Annotated in this window: 18 protein-coding genes; 2 read left to right on the top strand and 16 right to left on the bottom strand. The window is 72.7% G+C overall.

Translation table 11 applies throughout. From position 1 onward, the window contains the following. Nucleotides 1–12 precede the first annotated feature (12 nt). Genes NYO98_RS00705 through NYO98_RS00695 form a run of 3 tightly spaced genes read right to left on the bottom strand, consistent with a single transcriptional unit; the run spans nucleotide 13 to nucleotide 2,482 of the window. Nucleotides 13–969, bottom strand: a complete 957-nt coding sequence (locus NYO98_RS00705; RefSeq protein ID WP_268109596.1) for an ABC transporter substrate-binding protein — start codon at nucleotides 967–969, stop codon at nucleotides 13–15. A gap of 53 nt (nucleotides 970–1,022) precedes the next feature. After that, nucleotides 1,023–1,787 carry an ABC transporter permease gene (locus NYO98_RS00700; RefSeq protein ID WP_268109595.1) on the bottom strand — a complete coding sequence of 255 codons (765 nt, stop codon included), beginning with the start codon at nucleotides 1,785–1,787 and terminating at the stop codon, nucleotides 1,023–1,025. Continuing rightward, the gene (locus NYO98_RS00695) at nucleotides 1,784–2,482 is read right to left on the bottom strand and encodes an ABC transporter permease (RefSeq protein ID WP_268109593.1); all 699 of its coding nucleotides are present in this window, start codon (nucleotides 2,480–2,482) and stop codon (nucleotides 1,784–1,786) included. The genes NYO98_RS00700 and NYO98_RS00695 overlap by 4 nt, the downstream gene beginning before the upstream one ends. Before the next feature lie 3 nt (nucleotides 2,483–2,485). On the opposite strand from NYO98_RS00695, the gene NYO98_RS00690 reads away from it, so the two are divergent. Continuing rightward, entirely contained in the window at nucleotides 2,486–3,469 is a 984-nt protein-coding gene (locus tag NYO98_RS00690; protein ID WP_407673839.1) for an ABC transporter ATP-binding protein, read from the top strand. Nucleotides 3,470–3,673: 204 nt separating this feature from the next. Here the strand turns inward: NYO98_RS00690 and NYO98_RS00685 are convergent, their stop codons facing one another. From NYO98_RS00685 to dacB, 12 genes are all read right to left on the bottom strand, one after another. Beyond that, nucleotides 3,674–4,771 (bottom strand): GNAT family N-acetyltransferase, encoded by a 1,098-nt coding sequence (locus tag NYO98_RS00685; RefSeq protein WP_268109592.1) that lies wholly within the window; start codon nucleotides 4,769–4,771, stop codon nucleotides 3,674–3,676. A gap of 61 nt (nucleotides 4,772–4,832) precedes the next feature. Next, the gene (locus NYO98_RS00680) at nucleotides 4,833–5,450 is read right to left on the bottom strand and encodes a hypothetical protein (protein ID WP_268109591.1); all 618 of its coding nucleotides are present in this window, start codon (nucleotides 5,448–5,450) and stop codon (nucleotides 4,833–4,835) included. 10 nt (nucleotides 5,451–5,460) lie between these two features. Then, nucleotides 5,461–5,964 (bottom strand): DUF3180 domain-containing protein, encoded by a 504-nt coding sequence (locus NYO98_RS00675; RefSeq protein WP_268109590.1) that lies wholly within the window; start codon nucleotides 5,962–5,964, stop codon nucleotides 5,461–5,463. 13 nt (nucleotides 5,965–5,977) lie between these two features. Beyond that, nucleotides 5,978–6,547, bottom strand: a complete 570-nt coding sequence (gene folK, locus NYO98_RS00670) for a 2-amino-4-hydroxy-6-hydroxymethyldihydropteridine diphosphokinase (protein ID WP_268109589.1) — start codon at nucleotides 6,545–6,547, stop codon at nucleotides 5,978–5,980. After that, nucleotides 6,540–6,914: a dihydroneopterin aldolase gene (folB, locus tag NYO98_RS00665; RefSeq protein ID WP_268109588.1), complete on the bottom strand. Its 375-nt coding sequence runs from the start codon at nucleotides 6,912–6,914 to the stop codon at nucleotides 6,540–6,542. Before folB ends, folK begins: the two co-directional genes overlap by 8 nt. Next, on the bottom strand, nucleotides 6,911–7,714 hold the full coding sequence (gene folP / locus NYO98_RS00660; protein ID WP_268110672.1) for a dihydropteroate synthase: 804 nt from the start codon (nucleotides 7,712–7,714) through the stop codon (nucleotides 6,911–6,913). The genes folB and folP overlap by 4 nt, the downstream gene beginning before the upstream one ends. A gap of 38 nt (nucleotides 7,715–7,752) precedes the next feature. Continuing rightward, nucleotides 7,753–8,328: a GTP cyclohydrolase I FolE gene (gene folE, locus NYO98_RS00655; RefSeq protein WP_268110671.1), complete on the bottom strand. Its 576-nt coding sequence runs from the start codon at nucleotides 8,326–8,328 to the stop codon at nucleotides 7,753–7,755. A gap of 38 nt (nucleotides 8,329–8,366) precedes the next feature. After that, nucleotides 8,367–10,424: an ATP-dependent zinc metalloprotease FtsH gene (gene ftsH, locus NYO98_RS00650; protein ID WP_407673838.1), complete on the bottom strand. Its 2,058-nt coding sequence runs from the start codon at nucleotides 10,422–10,424 to the stop codon at nucleotides 8,367–8,369. A gap of 114 nt (nucleotides 10,425–10,538) precedes the next feature. Then, on the bottom strand, nucleotides 10,539–11,090 hold the full coding sequence (gene hpt / locus NYO98_RS00645) for a hypoxanthine phosphoribosyltransferase (protein WP_268109586.1): 552 nt from the start codon (nucleotides 11,088–11,090) through the stop codon (nucleotides 10,539–10,541). A gap of 103 nt (nucleotides 11,091–11,193) precedes the next feature. Beyond that, on the bottom strand, nucleotides 11,194–12,168 hold the full coding sequence (gene tilS / locus NYO98_RS00640; protein ID WP_268109584.1) for a tRNA lysidine(34) synthetase TilS: 975 nt from the start codon (nucleotides 12,166–12,168) through the stop codon (nucleotides 11,194–11,196). Next, nucleotides 12,165–13,181: a zinc-dependent metalloprotease gene (locus NYO98_RS00635; protein ID WP_268109583.1), complete on the bottom strand. Its 1,017-nt coding sequence runs from the start codon at nucleotides 13,179–13,181 to the stop codon at nucleotides 12,165–12,167. The genes tilS and NYO98_RS00635 overlap by 4 nt, the downstream gene beginning before the upstream one ends. 111 nt (nucleotides 13,182–13,292) lie before the next feature. After that, a complete protein-coding gene (gene dacB, locus NYO98_RS00630) occupies nucleotides 13,293–14,756 on the bottom strand; it encodes a D-alanyl-D-alanine carboxypeptidase/D-alanyl-D-alanine endopeptidase (protein WP_268109582.1) in 1,464 nt (487 codons plus the stop codon). A gap of 99 nt (nucleotides 14,757–14,855) precedes the next feature. Here dacB and NYO98_RS00625 point away from each other — a divergent pair, with 99 nt between their 5' ends. Further along, nucleotides 14,856–15,422: an inorganic diphosphatase gene (locus tag NYO98_RS00625; protein ID WP_456094050.1), complete on the top strand. Its 567-nt coding sequence runs from the start codon at nucleotides 14,856–14,858 to the stop codon at nucleotides 15,420–15,422. A 97-nt stretch (nucleotides 15,423–15,519) separates the two neighbouring features. Here the strand turns inward: NYO98_RS00625 and lon are convergent, their stop codons facing one another. Next, the gene (gene lon / locus NYO98_RS00620) at nucleotides 15,520–17,904 is read right to left on the bottom strand and encodes an endopeptidase La (protein WP_268109581.1); all 2,385 of its coding nucleotides are present in this window, start codon (nucleotides 17,902–17,904) and stop codon (nucleotides 15,520–15,522) included.

Below are 17,904 nucleotides of genomic sequence, written 5' to 3'. Positions count from 1 at the left end.
GACGTGGGCTCGTCAGCCGAGCAGCCCCTCGGACTCCAGGAACTCCTTGGCGACGTCCTCCGGCTTGGCGCGGTCGACGGCCATCTGGCCGTTCATCTCGGTGAGGTTCTCCGTGGTCAGCGCCGCCATCAGCGGGTTGAGGATGTCGGCGACGTCCTCGTGGTCGGCGAGGAAGTCGGCGGACACGGCCGGCACGAGGTTCTGGGCCGGCTGGATCTGCTTGTCGTCCTCGAGGACCACCAGGCCCTGCGACTCGAGCGTGCCGTCGGTGGTCGAGGTCTCGCCGAGCTGGGACTCGCCGCTGATCACGGACTGGTAGGTCTGGTCCGAGGCGTAGCCGAGCTCGAGCACCTTGGTGACGTCGATGCCGTACTCGTCGGACAGCCCGCCCTCGCAGTCGAGGCGACCCTCGCAGTCGGGCGCCGCGGCCAGCACGACGCTCTTGCCCTCGAGGTCGGACAGCGTGGTCACGCCCTCGGACTCGGAGTAGTCCTGGGTGACGAAGAAGGCGTTGGTGTCGGTGGCCGGGGAGAGGTCGAGGAGCTCGATGCCGGCCTCCTCGAGCAGGTCGGCCCCGTCGTCGGCGAGCTGCTGGCCGTCACCGGCCTCGAAGGGCTTGGCCTGGTCGCCGTTGGCCTGGGTGTTGAGGAAGTTGACGATGCCGCCGACGTACTCCGGGACGATGTCGACGTCCCCCGGGAAGGTGGGCATGTAGGCGTCGCGCGAGTCGACCAGCTTGGTGTCGACCGTGTAGCCGGCGTCCTCGAGGAGCTGCTCGTACATCGAGGCGACGAGCGTCGCCTCGGGGAAGTTCTGGCCGGCGATGGTCACCGAGCCCTTGTCGCCACCGCCCCCGGAGGAGCTGGCGTCGTCGGAGGCGTTGTCGTTGGACAGGTCGTCACCGGCACAGCCGGTGAGCGCCAGGGCGCCGGCGGCGAGGACCGCGGCCAGCGAGCGTGCGATGTGCATGGTGTTCCTTCTGTGTCCCGCAGCATCGGCTGCGCGTGTCCGGAGGTGCGTCGTCAGCCGACGGATTCGGCAGGCTGATCCACGGTAGCGGGCTGGACCGACAGCGCGTCCGCCCGACCACCCACGCGCGCACCCCTCCGGGTGGGGTCGACGGACCTCTGCGCCAGCGCGGCCAGCAGCTCGAGCACGAGCGCGACGGCGGCGACGACCAGGGCCCCCGCGATGCCCTTGCCGTAGTTGGACCGGAAGAAGCCGTCGGTGATGACCTGCCCGAGCCCGGGCCCGGCCACCAGGGCAGCGATGGTCGCCGTCGCCCACACCTGCACGAGTGCCAGCCGGAGACCCGACATGACGAGCGGCATCCCGAGTGGGAGCTCGACGCGCCAGAAGCGCTGCGCGCCGGTCATGCCCATGCCGCGGGCCGCCTCGCGCACGTCGGACGGGACCTCGCGCATGGCGACGTAGGAGTTCGTGATGATCGGCGGGAGCGCGAAGAGCGTGAGCGCGATGAGGGTGGCGAGACCGGCGCGGCCGTAGGGACCCAGCTCCCCCGTGCCGGGCCAGGGCGCCACCACCAGCAGCGCCAGCAGCGCGAAGGTCGGGATCGCCCGGCCGACGTTGGAGATGTTGATCGCCAGGAAGCCGCCGCGGCCGAGGTGCCCCAGCCACAGCGCGATCGGCAGGCCGACCACCATCGCCATCAGCAGTGCCGTGACCGTGAGCAGCAGCTGCTGGGCGAGGAGTGCCGCGATGCCGTCGCCGCCGGTCCAGTTGGCGCCGTTGGTGAGGTAGGCCCACATGTCGTTGAAGACCGTCATGCTGCGGCTCCCTTCGTCCACGGCGTCAGCACCCGTTGCAGCAGCACCAGGAGGAGGTCGAGCAGCACGGCGAGCACGACGCACAGCACGGACGCCGTGAACAGCTCGGCGCGGAAGTTGGTGAGCACCCCGTCCTTGATCAGGTTGCCCAGCCCGCCGTACGCCACCAGCGAGCCGACCGTCGTCAGGGCGACCGTCGAGACCGTGGCCACCCGCAGGCCGGCCACCAGGACCGGCAGCGCCAGCGGCAGCTCGATCCGCATCAGCAGGCCACCGGGGCCGTAGCCGAGACCCGTGGCCGACTCGCGTACGTCGTCGGGCACGGCCCGGAGGCCCTCGAGCAGGCTGCGCACCAGGATCGTCAGCGCGTAGAGGGCGAGCCCGATCACGACCGTCGTCGCCGACAGGCCGGTGAACGGCACCAGCAGCGGGAAGAGCGCGAGCGACGGCACGGTGTAGATGCCGGTGGTGATCGCGAGGATCGCCGACTCCAGCCGCGGCAGCCGGCGGGCCAGCAAGGCGAGCGGGAACGCGATGACGAGCCCCAGCAGCACCGACACGACCGTGATCCCGATGTGCTGGAGCGTCGCGTCGACGATCTCCTGCTGGCGGTCGGACACGTAGTCGGCGCAGACCCAGTCGTTGACGAGCCGGCTGTAGCAACTGGGCTCCTCGGCCGCCCCCAGTAAGGTCACGGCATGGACGCTACACGGGGCGCCGAGCCGATGATCCGGCTCGAGGGCGTGGGCAAGACCTATCCCGACGGGACCGTGGCCGTCCACGAGCTCGACCTCGAGGTCGCGCGCGGGGAGATGGTCTGCCTCGTCGGCCCCTCCGGGTGCGGCAAGTCGACGACGCTGAAGATGATCAACCGGCTGATCGAGCCGACCACCGGTCGCATCTGGCTCGACGGGCAGGACGTCACCGACGCCGACCCGGTCCAGCTGCGCCGCGGCATCGGCTACGTCATCCAGCAGATCGGCCTGTTCCCCCACCAGCGCATCGAGCAGAACGTCATGACCGTGCCGCTGCTCTACGGCGAGTCGAAGGCCGTCGCGCGCGAGCGCGCCCACGAGCTGCTCGACACCGTGGGCCTCGAGCCGGCGCAGTACGCCCGCAAGTACCCCCACGAGCTGTCCGGCGGTCAGCGGCAGCGCGTCGGCGTCGCCCGCGCGCTCGCGGCCAACCCGCCCGTGCTGCTCATGGACGAGCCCTTCGGCGCCGTCGACCCGATCGTGCGCGGCCGCCTCCAGGACGAGTTCCGCCGACTCCAGGACGAGCTCGGCAAGACCGTGGTGCTCGTGACCCACGACATCGACGAGGCCATCCGCATGGGCGACCGCGTCGCCGTGTTCGCCGCGGGCGGCCGGCTCGCCCAGTACGCCACCCCCGGCGAGCTGCTCGCCCACCCGGCCGACGACCAGGTGGCCGACTTCGTGGGCTCGGGCGGCCTCCGCACCCTCACCGTGACCCGGCTCCGCGAGGAGCACCTCGAGCCGATCGACGGCGTCTCCACCGGTGACCTCGGGTCGGCGATCGACATCGACTCCTCGCTCGAGGACGCCCTCGCCGCGATGCTGCGCGACGACAAGCCGGTGGTCGGGGTGCGCCGCGGGCCGACGTTCCTCGGCGTGCTCACGCCCGCCGGCGTGCACCGCGCGCTCCGCGAGTCGCTCCGGTAGCGCTGCCGCCCCGTTTCTGTCACGGGGGGCGCCGCGACCCACGGCGGCGCGCCGGCTGTTCCGACACACACCGTGCCGCAACCCGCCGACACGATCCGGCGGTAGTGGCACGCACCGTGTCAGAACCGGGACCGATCCGGCGCAGGACGTGGGCGGGGGTGTGTCACGTCCGGCGCGGCGGCGCCGAGCGGTGCGCCTGGACGGTCAGACCGCGACGGTGCGGTGCCAGGACTCCGTGACGTACTTCGTCCCCCAGCCCATCGCCGTGTAGAGGCCGTCCGCACCGGTCGGCGAGTCGGCGTCGACCTCGAGGCCGACGCGGTCGCGGCCACGGGACGCCGCGTCGGCGATGATCGTGCGGAGCAGGCCGGTGGCCACGCCGCGGCCGCGCGCGGACTCGAGCACGCCGAGGTAGGCGACGTACGACCCGTCGGGGCCGGTGCCGGACTCGCTCACCGAGCCGACCAGGGCGCCGGCCGCCTCCGGCTCACCGCCCTCCCCGTCGACGATCTCGGCCAGCCACCAGTGGTCCCACCGGTGGCCCGGGTCCTCGCGGAGCCGGTGGATGAACTCGTCGAAGGTCTCCTCCGCCGAGTTGAAGTGGTCGGTGAACGCCCCCTCGAGCACGTCGTGGACCGCGCGCAGGTCGCCCTCGTCGGGCATCCCGTCGGAGTCCTGTCCGCCCTGCCGCTCGACGAGTCGGAACACGACGCCCTTGCGCTCCCACCGCGCCGGGTCGGGCACGAGCTCGGCCTCCGCGGCCTCCACCGAGCGGCTCATCTGCCACCAGGTGCGCACCCGCTCGAAGCCGGCGTCGGCCAGCCAGGTGTGCTGCCGCTCGTCGTCGGCGAAGGAGCCGGTGTCGATCTGCTGCTCGGCCAGGCCCCGCGCCGCGCCCACGGCCCGCGCCTGCGCCTCGGCCCACTCGAACAGCACCTCGCTGCACCGGTCGGCGGCCCGCTCGTCGACGTCGCGGCCGACGATGTGGACGAAGAGCATCCGCCCCTCGGCGCGGTCGTGCACGCTCCCCCAGGCCTGGATCGTGCCGGCTGGGTCGCGTACGACGATGTTCTCGCGCATCGCCACGCCGCGCTCGGAGACCTCGACCCGGACCTCGTCCTCGCCCGATCCGGCCCAGCCGCGACCGGCCCGCTCGTGCTCGCGCAGCAGCTCGGTCAGCCGCTCGACGGTCGCGGGGTCGTCACCGTCGGGCGTCTCGGCGACCCAGCCCGCCGGGAGCCCCGGGTCGTCGGGAAGGGCGTCGGCGGGGTCGCTCTCGAACCGGTTGTCCTCGGGGATCACGAACGGCCATTGTTCCGTACGCCCCCTCCCGTGCCCCCGGGGCGGTGGGTCAGGTGGCGCCTCAGGCGCTCTTGTGGTTGCGGCGCGCGGCGGCGGCGCGCAGGGAGTCCAGCTCGGCGCGGAGGACGTCGATCTCGGCCTCGAGCTCGGCGACGACCACGATCGCCTCGGCGGCGCGGCCCTCGGCGTCCTCGCGGCCACGCTCGGCCTCGTCGCGACCCCGCTCGGCGGCGTCGGCGCGGCGGGCCTCCTGGCCGCGCTTGAGGGTCTGCTCGGCAGCGTTCTTCTGGGCGCTGGAGAGGGCGCGCTCGAGGACGTCGATGGCCTCCTCGCGCTCGGCGATCTTGCGGCGCATGTCGGCGGCGAAGGCAGCGGACTCGGCGGTACGACGCTCGGTGAGGGCGCGGTACTCCTGCGCCTGCACGGCCCGGTCGCGCGCGGCGTCGCGGCGCGCCTGCATGAGCTCGGAGTGGGTGATGCGGGTGGCGGCCGCCCCGGCCAGCACCGCCACGACGGCGGCGACAGCCGTCAGGCCGGCCGACGAGGACGCGAGCGCGCCGATCACGAGCGCCGCGCCGACGGCGAGGAGCGCGACGGCCACGGCCAGGCGCGTGCTGCGCTGGCGGCGACGAGCAGGCGTACGGGACGCCTGTGACGGCTGGGGCTGCTGGGAAGGCATGGCGCCCAGACTAGGGGCGCGGCCGCCCGCCGTCCGTGCGACACGCACGCTCGAGCGCGAGCGAGGCGAGCGTCACGCCCGCCGCTCCGGCGGCCGCGACCAGTGAGCGGAGGATCCAGCGGTCGGCGTAGCGCGACTCGTCACCGAGCCAGCTGACGGCGTAGCCGAGGTAGCCGGCGGTCACCGCGGCACCGGCGAGGGCGCACGCACGGGCGAGCACGAGCCGGTTGACGGCCTGCTGCGGCTCGAGCCGCTGCCCACGCACGTGGACGGTCTGCCAGGTGCTCCAGGCGAGGAAGCCCATGATCGCGGCGACCATCACGAGCACCAGCGCCTGCACCCACGACACCAGCGGCGGGCCGCCGGACACGGCGCTCACGACGGGGTGGAGCGCCCACCCGAGGGCCAGCCCGACGACGATGCACGCCGTCAGGGCGCGCGCCGAGGTCGGGTGAAGGGTGCCCCGCGGCTCGTCGGGCTCCTCGTCGGGCGCGTCCGGACCGGCCCCGCTCACTCGGGGTCCCTGCTCACTCGACCTCGAGCGTGAGGTCCTCGCGCCTCTTGACGCCCGAGGAGTCGGAGGCGTCGAGCAGCTCGGCGATCGGGCCGCGGTCCGGGAAGACCGCGTCGGGCTCCAGGTCGTGCCACGGCTGCAGGACGAAGGCGCGCTCGTGGGCGCGCGGGTGCGGCAGGCGGAGGAAGTCCTCGTTGGAACGGCGGTCACCGACGACGATCAGGTCGACGTCGAGCGTGCGCGGGGCGTTGCGAATGTCGCTGCGCTCGCGGTCGAAGGCGTCCTCGATCGCCAGCGCGCGCTCCATCAGGCGGGCGGCGGGGAGCGTGGTGTCGGCCAGCAGGACGGCGTTCAGGTAGGGACGCGAGCCCTCGGGCGAGTCAACCGGCTCCGTCTCGTAGACGGGCGAGACGCCGGTGACGAAGAAGTCCGGGGTGTCCGCGAGGGCGTTGACCGCCCCCTGGAGGGAGGCCAGGCGCTCGCCGAGGTTCGAGCCCAGCCCGAGCACCACCCGACGGATCGGGTGCATCTCCCCGGTGAGGGAGTCGGCATCCACGATGTGGGGGTTGGGAGTCTCAGTCATGAGCGTTGCCTCGCGTTCTGGTGATCGTCAGCGCGACGTCCGAGTACGTCGCGTCGATGGGGGCATCAGGTTTGTGCAGCGTGACTCGCGCCCATTCAACACGAGTGTCCAACAGGCACACATCGGTGATGCGTTGAGCGACGGTTTCTATCAGGTCGACCGGGTCGCGCTCGACGGCAGCCTTCACGTCCGCCACCAACGTGCCGTAGTTCACGGTCTCCGCGAGGTCGTCGGAGGCGGCTGCGCGCCGGGTGTCGATGCCGAGCACCAGGTCGACCAGGAAGACCTGGCCCTCGCGCCTCTCGAAGTCGAAGACACCGTGGTGGGCGAAGCACTCGATGCCCGTCACGGACAGCTCGTCGCTCATGTCCGGCCTCCTTCCATCGCGGCCACGACCGCGAGCGCGTCGCGCGTGGCCCGTACGTCGTGCACGCGCAGGAGGTCGACCCCGCGGACGGCCAGCAGCGTGACCAGGGCGACGTGGGCGTGCTCGCGCTCCCCCACCGGCCTCGGCGATCCGTCGACGGCCAGCAGCGACCCGAGGAACGACTTGCGGCTGGCGCCCACGAGCAGCGGGCAGCCAAGGTCGCGCAGCGTGTCGAGCGCGGCCAGGAGCTCCCAGTTGTGGCGGGGCTTCTTGGCGAACCCCAGGCCGGGGTCGAGGACCACCCGGTCGCGCGGGACGCCGGCGGCCAGGACCGCGTCGAGCCGCTCGCCCAGCTCGCGGCGTACGGACGCCACGACGCCGTCGGGCGAGTAGTCGGAGAAGTCGCGCATGCGGTCGGCGTGGGCGCGCCAGTGCATGGCGACGTAGGAGGCGTCGCTGTCGGCGACGACGTCGAGGATCCGCGGGTCGGCCAGCCCGCCCGAGACGTCGTTGACGATCGTCGCGCCGGCGCCGAGTGCCGCCGCCGCGACCTCCGAGCGCATGGTGTCGACCGACACGACGGCGCCGTCGGCCGTCAGCTCGCGGATGACCGGGACGACGCGGTCGAGCTCCTCGGCGACCAGGGGACGCGTGGCGCCCGGGCGGGTCGACTCGCCGCCGATGTCGAGGACGTCGGCGCCCTGCTCCACGAGGTGCCGGCCGTGGGCCACGGCAGCCTCGGTGGTGGCCCAGCGGCCGCCGTCGGAGAACGAGTCGGGCGTGACGTTGACGATCCCCATCACCCGGGCGGACCGGGAGGCGGGAGGCACGCCCTCGCTCACCTGGTGCCCGAGCGGATGAGGGCCATGGCCTCGGCACGGGTGGCGGCGTTGTGCATCTGGCCGCGCACGGCGGACGTGATGGTGCGCGCCCCCGCCTTGCGGACGCCGCGCATGGTCATGCAGAGGTGCTCGGCCTCGATGACCACGATGACGCCGCGCGCCTCGAGGATCTCCATCAGCGCGTCGGCGACCTGGGTGGTCAGGCGCTCCTGGACCTGCGGCCGCTTGGCGAAGACGTCGACGAGCCGCGCGAGCTTGGACAGGCCGGTGATCTTGCCGGTCTCGGCCGGGATGTAGCCCACGTGGGCGACCCCGGTGAAGGGCACGAGGTGGTGCTCGCACATCGACCACAGCTCGATGTCGCGCACCAGCACCATCTCGTCGTGACCGAGGTCGAACGTGGTGGTCAGGACGTCCTCGGGCCGCTGGCGCAGGCCCTGGGTGAGCTCGGCGTAGGCGCGCGCGACCCGGGCGGGGGTGTCGCGCAGCCCCTCACGCTCGGGGTCCTCGCCGATCGCAGCGAGGAGCTCGCGGACGGCGGCCTCCGCCCGAGCATGGTCGAAGGCGGGCACGTCCTCCGGTGCGCGCTCCGGCACGGTGACGGGGTCGGTCACGGTGCGTCCGGGTGGGGCGGCGTCGGCGTGTCGATCCCGGGCTGCGGAGCGCCGTGCATGTCACCACCCGCACCGGGCGGGGTCAGGATCGTCCCGGACTCCGAGTCGTCGGCAACCGCGCCGGCGAGCGCGCGCTCCCGGATCTCCTGCGGGATGTCGACGGGCGGGATGGTGGACGGCAGCCGCTCGGGCGAGCCGGTCCACGCCGGACGCGACGGGCGCTTGGTCAGCGGCTCGAAGATGGTGGCGATCTCCGCCTTGTCGAGCGTCTCCTTGTCGAGCAGCGCCAGCACCAGCGCGTCGAGGACGTCGCGGTTGGTCTCGAGGATCTCGAAGGCCTCCTGGTGGGCGTGGCCCAGCAGGGTCTTGACCTCCTCGTCGACCGCGGCGGCCGTCTCCTCGGAGTAGTTGCGGGTGTGCCCCATGTCTCGGCCCAGGAAGGGCTCGGAGTTGCTGTCGCCCAGCTTGACCGCACCGAGGCGCTCGGTCATGCCGTACTGGGTCACCATCGCGCGGGCCAGGTTGGTGGCCTTCTCGATGTCGTTGCCGGCACCGGAGGTGACGTCGTGGAAGATCAGCGCCTCCGCGGCCATGCCACCGAGCATGTAGGCGAGCGAGTCGAGCATCTCGCTGCGCGTCTGGGAGTACTTGTCGCGGTCGGGCAGCACCATCGTGTAGCCCAGCGCGCGACCGCGCGGCAGGATCGTCACCTTGTGCACCGGGTCGGTGCCGGGCAGGGCGGCGGCCACCAGGGCGTGGCCGCCCTCGTGGTAGGCGGTGATGAGCTTCTCGCGCTCGCTCATCAGGCGCGTACGACGCTGGGGACCGGCGATGACGCGGTCGATCGCCTCGTCGAGGGACGCGTCGGTGATCATCTTGGCGTTGCTGCGCGCGGTGAGCAGCGCGGCCTCGTTGAGCACGTTGGCCAGGTCGGCACCGGTGAAGCCGGGCGTGCGGCGGGCGATGCTGAGCAGGTCGATGTCCTGCGCGATCGGCTTGCCGCGCGAGTGGACCTTGAGGATCTGGTGGCGGCCGTTGAGGTCGGGGGCGTCGACCTGGATCTGGCGGTCGAAGCGGCCCGGACGCAGCAGCGCCGGGTCGAGCACGTCGGGGCGGTTGGTCGCGGCGATGAGGATGACCCCGCCGCGCACGTCGAAGCCGTCCATCTCGACGAGCAGCTGGTTGAGGGTCTGCTCGCGCTCGTCGTGGCCGCCGCCCATGCCGGCGCCGCGGTGGCGGCCGACGGCGTCGATCTCGTCGATGAAGACGATGGCGGGCGGGTTCTCCTTGGCCTGCTCGAAGAGGTCGCGCACGCGGCTGGCACCGACACCGACGAACATCTCGACGAAGTCGGAGCCGGAGATCGAGTAGAACGGCACGCCCGCCTCGCCGGCGACGGCGCGCGCGAGGAGGGTCTTGCCGGTGCCGGGCGGGCCGTAGAGCAGCACGCCCTTCGGGATCTTCGCGCCGACGGCCTGGAACTTGGCCGGGTCGGTGAGGAACTCCTTGATCTCGCCGAGCTCCTCGATCGCCTCCTCGCAGCCGGCGACGTCGCTGAACGTGGTCTTCGGCATGTCCTTGGTGATCAGCTTGGCCTTGGACTTGGCGAACTGCATGACGCCACGGCCACCGCCGCCCTGGGCCTGGTTCATCAGGAAGATGAACAGCAGGATGATGAGCGCGAAGGGCAGCAGGGTGGCGAGCAGCGAGCCGAGGAAGCTGGGCTGCGGGACGGTCGAGTTGTACTTCTCGATCGTGCCGGCGGCCTTCTGCTCCTCCACCGCGCTCAGCAGCTGCTCCTGCTGGCCGTCGATGTACTGGGCGACGACCTTGTCGCCGTCCTTGCGGGTGCCGTCGTCGAGCGTCGCCTGGATCTCGAAGTCCGCTCCGTTGAACTCGATCTCCTTGACCTTGCCGTCGTCGATGTAGGAGGCGAGGGTCGAGGTGTTGACCTCGTCGTAGCCGTCGCTGGGCGCGAGGAACTGGATCGCCAGCAGCACCGCGAAGGCGGACAGGACGATCCACAGCCAGGGACCCTTGAATATGCGCTTCACAGGCAACTTTCAGCGGTTCGGAGGTGAGGAGGCGACGCTACACGCCGCCGGGGCACTCATTCTTTCAGGCGGGGTGAAGCGGGGCGACCCGTTCGCCGACGACGGTGCGGCCGATCAGGAGTAGACGTGGGGCGCGAGGGTGCCGATGTCGCGCAGGTTGCGGTAGCGCTCGCGGTAGTCGAGGCCGTAGCCGACGACGAACTCGTTCGGGATGTCCCAGCCGACGTACTTCGGCTCGACGGGCATCGACAGCGCCTCGGGCTTGCGCAGCAGGGTGGCGATCTCGACGCTGGCGGGGTTGCGGCTGGAGAGGTTGTTCACCAGCCAGCTGAGGGTCAGCCCGGTGTCGATGATCTCGTCGACGATCAGCACGTCGCGGCCGCTGATGTCGGTGTCGAGGTCCTTGAGGATCCGCACGACGCCGCTCGACTTGGTGCCCGACCCGTAGGAGCTGACGGCCATCCAGTCCATCTCCAGGTGCCGCGGCATCGATCGCGCGAGGTCGGCCATCACCATGACGGCGCCACGCAGGACGCCGACGACGAGCAGGTCGCGCCCCTCGTAGTCCTCGGTGATCTGGAGGGCCATCTCGGCCAGCCGCTGCTGGATCTGCTCCTCGGTGAAGAGGATGTTGACCAGGTCGTTCTCCACGTGGGACGAGTCCATGGGCGTCAGCCTAGGGGGCGATCGACGAACACCATGCAGGCAGTTCGCCCCGCCGGCGGTCGAGGGCGAGCGTGACCCCGGCGACCGGTGCCGCGGACTGCCTTCACGGTGCCTCGATGACCAGCAGCCCGTCGCGGCGGAGGGCGCGGAGCGGGCCGGGGAGGTCGATCCACTTCTGGCCCCGCCACCCCACGAGGAGCTCGTCGACGCCGAGGACGTGGTCGCGGGTCAGCTCGGAGGGCGGCGAGCCGGCGTCGAGGGCGGCGCGGTGGACGGCGCGGTGGCGCAGCGACGGGGGCGCGGCGGCGAGGACCGTCACGTCGAGGCCGCCGTCGCGGTGCGCGTCGGCCAGGACGTCGGCGGCCAGGGCGTCGAGCAGCGCGGTGTCCTCGCGCAGCTGGTCGGCGGTGCGAGCCAGGGCCTCGGCGATCCCGGGGCCGAGCTCGGACTCGAGGACGGGCAGCACCCGGTCGCGGACGCGTACGCGGGTGTAGCCCGGGTCGGAGTTGTGCGGGTCGTCCCAGGCCTCGAGCCCCTCGACGAGGCAGGCCGTGACCGTGTCCGCGCGGCGTACGCCGAGCAGCGGGCGCGCGAACACCCCGAAGGACGGCCGCATGCCCTGGAGCGACCGGCCGCCCGAGCCCCGCGTGAGGCCGAGCAGCACCGTCTCGGCCTGGTCGTCGAGGGTGTGGCCGAGCAGCACGAGCGGGGCTGACAGGTGCGCGGCGACCTGTTCGAGGACGGCGTACCTCGCCTCGCGGGCGGCGGCCTCCGGCCCCAGCCCGGACACGGCGTCGACTTCCACGCGTGCCGTGAGCGTCTCGTCGACGCCCATCGCCGCGAGCTGCGAGACGACGCGGTCGGCCTGGTCGGCCGAGCCGGGCTGCAGGCCGTGGTCGACGGTCACCCCGACCACCCGCAGGCCGAGCTTGTGCCCCTCGAACACGGCCGCGGAGGCGAGGGCGAGGGAGTCCGCACCACCGCTGCACGCCACCGCGACGGTCGCGGGCCCGCCGAGCGCCGCGAGCGTCCGGCGCACCGGCAGCCGGACCGCCGCGACCGACGGGTGGAGCGTCACAGAACGCGGGCGACCCAGGCGTCGGGGTCGGTGATCTCGGCCTTGGACGGCAGGGTCTCGGGACCGGTCCACACGGCGTTGAACTCCTCCATGCCGACCTTGTCGACGACGTGGCGCACGAACACCGCTCCGTCGCGGTACTGCGCCATCTTGGCGTCGAGCCCGAGCAGGCGCCGCAGCAGCTTGTCGACGCCGCCGACGCCCTTGCGACGCTGGTTGAACTTGCGGCGGATCTCGGCGACCGACGGGATGACGGTGGGGCCGACCCCGTCCATCACGACGTCGGCGTGGCCCTCGAGCAGCGACATGACACCGGTGACCCGGTCGAGGATTTCCTTCTGCTCGGGCGAGGAGACGAGGTCGATGATGCTGCCGTTGCCCCCGCGAAGCACGTCGGCGCCGCGGCGGAGCCCGTCGAGCAGCGCGCTCGGCTCGAGCGTGTCGGCGACCGCGTGCATCTGGGTCATCAGGTGCTGGCCGAGCCACGGGTTGGCCGTGAACTGCACCCGGTGGGTCTCCTCGTGCAGGCACACCCACAGCCGGAAGTCGGTGGGGTCGGCGCCGATCTCGCGCTCGACGTGGACGATGTTGGGCGCCACGAGGAGCAGCCGCCCGTAGGGGTCGTGGAACGGGTCGAACTGGCCCAGCACCTTGCTGCTGAGGAAGCCCAGCATCAGGCCGACCTCGGCGCCGGTGACGCGGGTGCCGACGGCCTCGGCGAAGGCGGACGGCGGACCCTTCTTCTCGATCAGCTTGTCGACGACCGGGGTGAGGAGCTTGGCGAAGCCGTCGGCGTTGGCGCGCAGCCAGCCCTTGCGGTCCACCACCAGCACGGGCGCGGTGCCCGCCTCGGTGTGCAGCCCGGTGAACTCGCGCACCAGCGGGCTCGAGCGGACCGCGCCCTCCCGGAGTTCGACGACGGCGGCGGCGGCCTCGTCGGGCGACACGTCCGGTCCCGGCCCGGCGACCCGGGTTCCCACGGTGACGGCGAAGTCCCAGTCGACGAGGTTCATACCGCGACACTAGCCGGGGGATGTGCGCCGTTCGCCTGCTCGCACGCGCGGGACACGCGAGCGGAGCGAGCCATCACGCGCTGCAGCGGCTCACGCGAGCGGAGCGAGCCATTACGCAGCGCAACGGCAGGCGGCGAGGGAGGCGGCCGCGCGGTCGAGGGCCTCCTGCGAGTCGTAGCGCTCGAGCGGCGGGGACTTGTCGGCCCCGAAGACGAAGGCGAGCGGGTGACCGTCGCGGTCGACGGCGATGCCGGCGAGGGCGTGCACGCCGGTGAGGGTGCCGGTCTTGGCGCGCACCAGGCCGCGGGCCACGGCGGGGCCCTCGGCGAAGCGGTAGGTGAGCGACCCGGTGAACCCGGCGACCGGCATGCCGGTGACGAGGCTGCGCATCCCCTCGCCGTCCGGGCCGGCCGCGTGCTGGACGAGGTCGATCAGCAGGGAGGTCGAGACCCGGTTGCGCCGCGACAGGCCGGAGCCGTCGTACACCTCGGCGCCGGTGACGTCGATGCCGAGCCCGCCGAGGGTGGCGAGCACGCCGGCGGCGCCGGCCTCGAACGACCCGGTGCCGGAGGTCGCGAGGCCGACCTGGTGGCCCACCACCTCGGCGCCCTCGTTGTCGCTGACGTCGAGGATCCGCTCGACGACCTGCGACAGCGGGGCGCTCTCGACCGAGGCCAGCTCCTCGGCACCGGCCGGCGCGACGACCCGCCGCGGCTGGCCGCTCACGCGCAGCCCGGCGGCGCGGAGGCCGTCGGCGAAGACCCGGGCGGCCGCCAGCGACGGCTCGTCGGACTTGAGGTCGCTGTCGGCCTCGTCGCCACCGTCGACCATGAGCGCCGTGATCGGGCTGACGATGTCGTCGGGGACGTAGTCGCGGCGCCAGGCCGGGTTGTCGGTGGGACCGGAGAAGAGGCTGTCGTCGAACCGGACGCGGACGCTCCCCCGGCCGCCGAGCGCCTCGGCGACCTGCAGGGCGAGCGTGGTCACGTCGGCGCGGGCGGGGTACGTCGACTCGGCCTCCGCGACCGTCAGCGACCTGCTCGCCAGGAGCGGGTCTCCCCCGCCGACGAGCACGACGTCGCGCGGGCCCTCGCCGCGCACGACCCGGGTCGTGAAGGTGTGGTCCGGCCCGAGGACCTCGAGGGCGGCGCCCAGGGTGAGCAGCTTGGTCGTCGAGGCGGGCAGGTAGCGCCCGTCCCCGGTCGTCCACTCGGGCGATCCGGGAGCGAGCGGGGCGACCGCACCCACGACGTGCCTGCCGAGGTCGGGGTCGGAGAGGTCGTCGGACACAGCCGCGGCGACCCGCTCCGGGTCGAGGGCGCCGGCGGGGTCGAGGGCGACGGCGTCGTCCGTCGGCGGCGACCAGTCGGGCAGGTCGAGGCCGGCGGGTGCCAGCACCTGCTCCGGCTCGGTCTCGGGGTCGGCGGCGAGCCCGGGCAGGTAGCGCTGGCCCCACTCGAACCGGTAGGCGCCCACCCCGGCGGCCAGGAGGGCGAGGACGAGCACCACCGGCAGCCAGTGCAGCACCGACCAGCCCCGGGACGGCCGGCCGGAGTGGCGTCGGTCACGTCCCACCCTTTTCGACCCTCTCGCTTCGCGCATCGGGGCCATTGTGCGCGACACTGCCCCGAGACCAAGGCGTCGGGCTCGCGGCCGGGCGCAGCGAGCGGCCCGATGGCGTGCCGAAGAGTGGAGGAAGACGTGCTGACGTTCGACGTGTTGGTGGAGATCCCCAAGGGAGAGCGCAACAAGTACGAGGTCGACCACGAGACCGGGCGGATCCGCCTGGACCGCATGCTCTTCACCTCGACGGCCTACCCGGCGGACTACGGCTTCATCGAGAACACGCTCGGCCAGGACGGCGACCCGCTCGACGCGCTCGTGATCCTGCAGTCGCCGACCTTCCCCGGCTGCCTGATCGAGTGCCGCGCCATCGGCATGTTCCGCATGACCGACGAGGCCGGCGGTGACGACAAGGTCCTCTGCGTGCCGGCCCACGACCCCCGCCTCGAGCACCTGCGCGACATCAACCACGTCTCGAAGTACGACCGCCTCGAGATCCAGCACTTCTTCGAGGTCTACAAGGACCTCGAGCCCGGCAAGTCCGTCGAGGGCGCCGACTGGGTCGGCCGCACCGAGGCCGAGGCCGAGGTCCGGGCGTCGTTCGAGCGCTTCACGACCGAGGGCCACGGCAACGACCTCGACAACATCGCCGACGACAGCCTCGGCGAGAACGCCTGACCGGTCGCCGCCCGTGCTGTAACGCCGGGTTACTGCTTGTACCCACCTGGATATATCCGGGTGGGTACAGCTCGTAACCCGGCGTTACAGCGGGATCTCAGGCCGCCTCGACCCCGGCGCCGACCGCCGGCTCGAGCGCCTCGGCCAGGATCTCGGTCACCCGCCCGACCGGGCGCACGTCGAGCTCGCTGAGCAGCTCGGCGGGTACGTCGTCGAGGTCGGGGCGGTTGCGCTCCGGGACGAACACCGTCGTCAGTCCGGCGCGCTGGGCCGCGAGCAGCTTCTGCTTGAGCCCGCCGATCGGCAGCACCCGGCCCGCCAGCGACACCTCGCCGGTCATCCCGACGTCGGACCGCACGGGGCGTCCGGTGAGCAGCGACACCAGGGCGGTCACCATCGTCACGCCCGCGGACGGGCCGTCCTTGGGGACCGCGCCGGCCGGGAAGTGCACGTGGAGCGACCGCTCGAACGCCGACGGGTCGATCCCCAGCTCCCCCGCGTGCGCGCGCACCCAGGACAGCGCGATGGACGCCGACTCCTTCATGACGTCGCCCAGCTGACCGGTGACGGTGAGCCCCGCGGTGCCGTCCGCCACCGACGTCTCGACGTAGAGCACGTCGCCGCCCAGACCGGTCACGGCCAGGCCGGTGGCCACACCGGGCACGTCGGTCCGCTCGTGGCTGTCGGGCGTGAAGCGCGGACGGCCGACGAGGTCGGTGAGCCTGTCGCGGTCGATGTCGAGGCGCTCGACGTCACCCGTCGCGAGCCGGGTGGCGGCCTTGCGGAACGCCTTGGCCAGCAGCCGCTCGAGCTGTCGTACGCCGGCCTCGCGGGTGTAGTTTGCCGCGAGCTCGCCGAGCGCGTCGTCGGACACAGTGACCTCGTCGGGGGTCAGCGCCGCCCGCTCCAGCTGGCGCGGCACCAGGAAGTCACGCGCGATGGCGACCTTGTCGTCCTCGGTGTAGCCGTCGATGGTGACGAGCTCCATGCGGTCCAGCAGGGCCGACGGGATCTGCTCGACCACGTTGGCGGTGGCGATGAAGAGCACGTCGGACAGGTCGAGGTCGAGCTCGAGGTAGTGGTCGCGGAACGTGTGGTTCTGCGCCGGGTCGAGCACCTCGAGCAGCGCCGCGGCGGGGTCGCCGCGGTAGTCCGCGCCGACCTTGTCGACCTCGTCGAGCAGGACGACCGGGTTCATCGAGCCGGCCTCCTTGATCGCCCGCACGATGCGGCCGGGCAGGGCGCCGACGTACGTCCGGCGGTGTCCGCGGATCTCGGCCTCGTCACGCACGCCGCCGAGGGCGACGCGGACGAAGCTGCGGCCCAGCGCGCGGGCCACGGACTCGCCGAGGGAGGTCTTGCCCACGCCGGGAGGGCCGGCGAGGAGCACGACGGCGCCGGAGCCGCGGCCGCCGATGACCTCCAGACCGCGCTCGGCGCGGCGGGCGCGCACGGCGAGGTACTCGGTGATGCGGTCCTTGACCTCGTCGAGGCCGTGGTGGTCCGCGTCGAGCACCGCGCGGGCGGCGGCGACGTCGTTGGAGTCCTGCGTGCGCTCGTTCCACGGCATCTCGAGGACCGTGTCGAGCCAGGTGCGGATCCAGCCGGCCTCCGGGGCCTGCTCGCTGGAGCGCTCGAGCTTGTCGACCTCGCGCAGCGCGGCCTCGCGGACCGCGTCGGGCAGGTCGGCCGCCTCGACGCGGGCGCGGTAGTCGTCGGAGCCGTCGGGCTCGCCCTCGCCGAGCTCCTTGCGGATGGCGGCGAGCTGCTGGCGCAGCAGGAACTCGCGCTGGTTCTTCTCCAGGCCCTCGCGCACGTCCTGGCTGATCTTGTCGTTGACCTCGTCCTCGGCGTCGTACGCCCGGGTCCACTCGACGAGCAGGCGCAGCCGGTCGCCCACGTCGGGGGTCTCCAGGACCTGGCGCTTCTGGTCCTCGGAGAGGTACGGCGCGTAGCCCGAGGTGTCGGCGAGCGCGCCGGGATCGGCGATGCGGCGCACGTTCTCGATCACCTGCCACGCCTCGCGGCGCTCCAGGATCGACACGACGAGGGTGCGGTAGTCCTCGGCGAGGGCGCGCAGCTCGTCGGTGACGGCCGTCTCGGGCACGGCCTCGGCCTCCACCCAGAGGGCGGCGCCGGGTCCGGTGACGCCGGCGCCGATGGCGACGCGGCGCTCGGCGCGCAGCACGGCGGCCGGCCGGCCGCCGGCGAAGCGGCCGACCCGGTCGACCACGGCCACCACGCCGTGGGTGGCGTAGCGGTCCTCGAGGCGGGGCGCGACGAGGACGCGGGTCGGCTCGTCGGCGCCGGCGTCCGAGTCCTGGGAAGCGTCCTGGGAAGCGTCGTGGGCGAGGCGGGCGGCGTCGATGGCCGCGCGCGCCTGGTCGTCGAGCTCGATGGGCACGACCATGCCGGGGAGCACGACCGTGTCGTGGAGGAACACCACCGGGAGCTTGGTGGGAAGCGACTGGTTGTTCGTCAT

Origin of the sequence: Nocardioides pini (genome assembly GCF_026712185.1) — a bacterium.
GTDB lineage: Bacteria > Actinomycetota > Actinomycetes > Propionibacteriales > Nocardioidaceae > Nocardioides > Nocardioides pini.
This window is presented reverse-complemented; position numbering and strand designations above follow the sequence as displayed.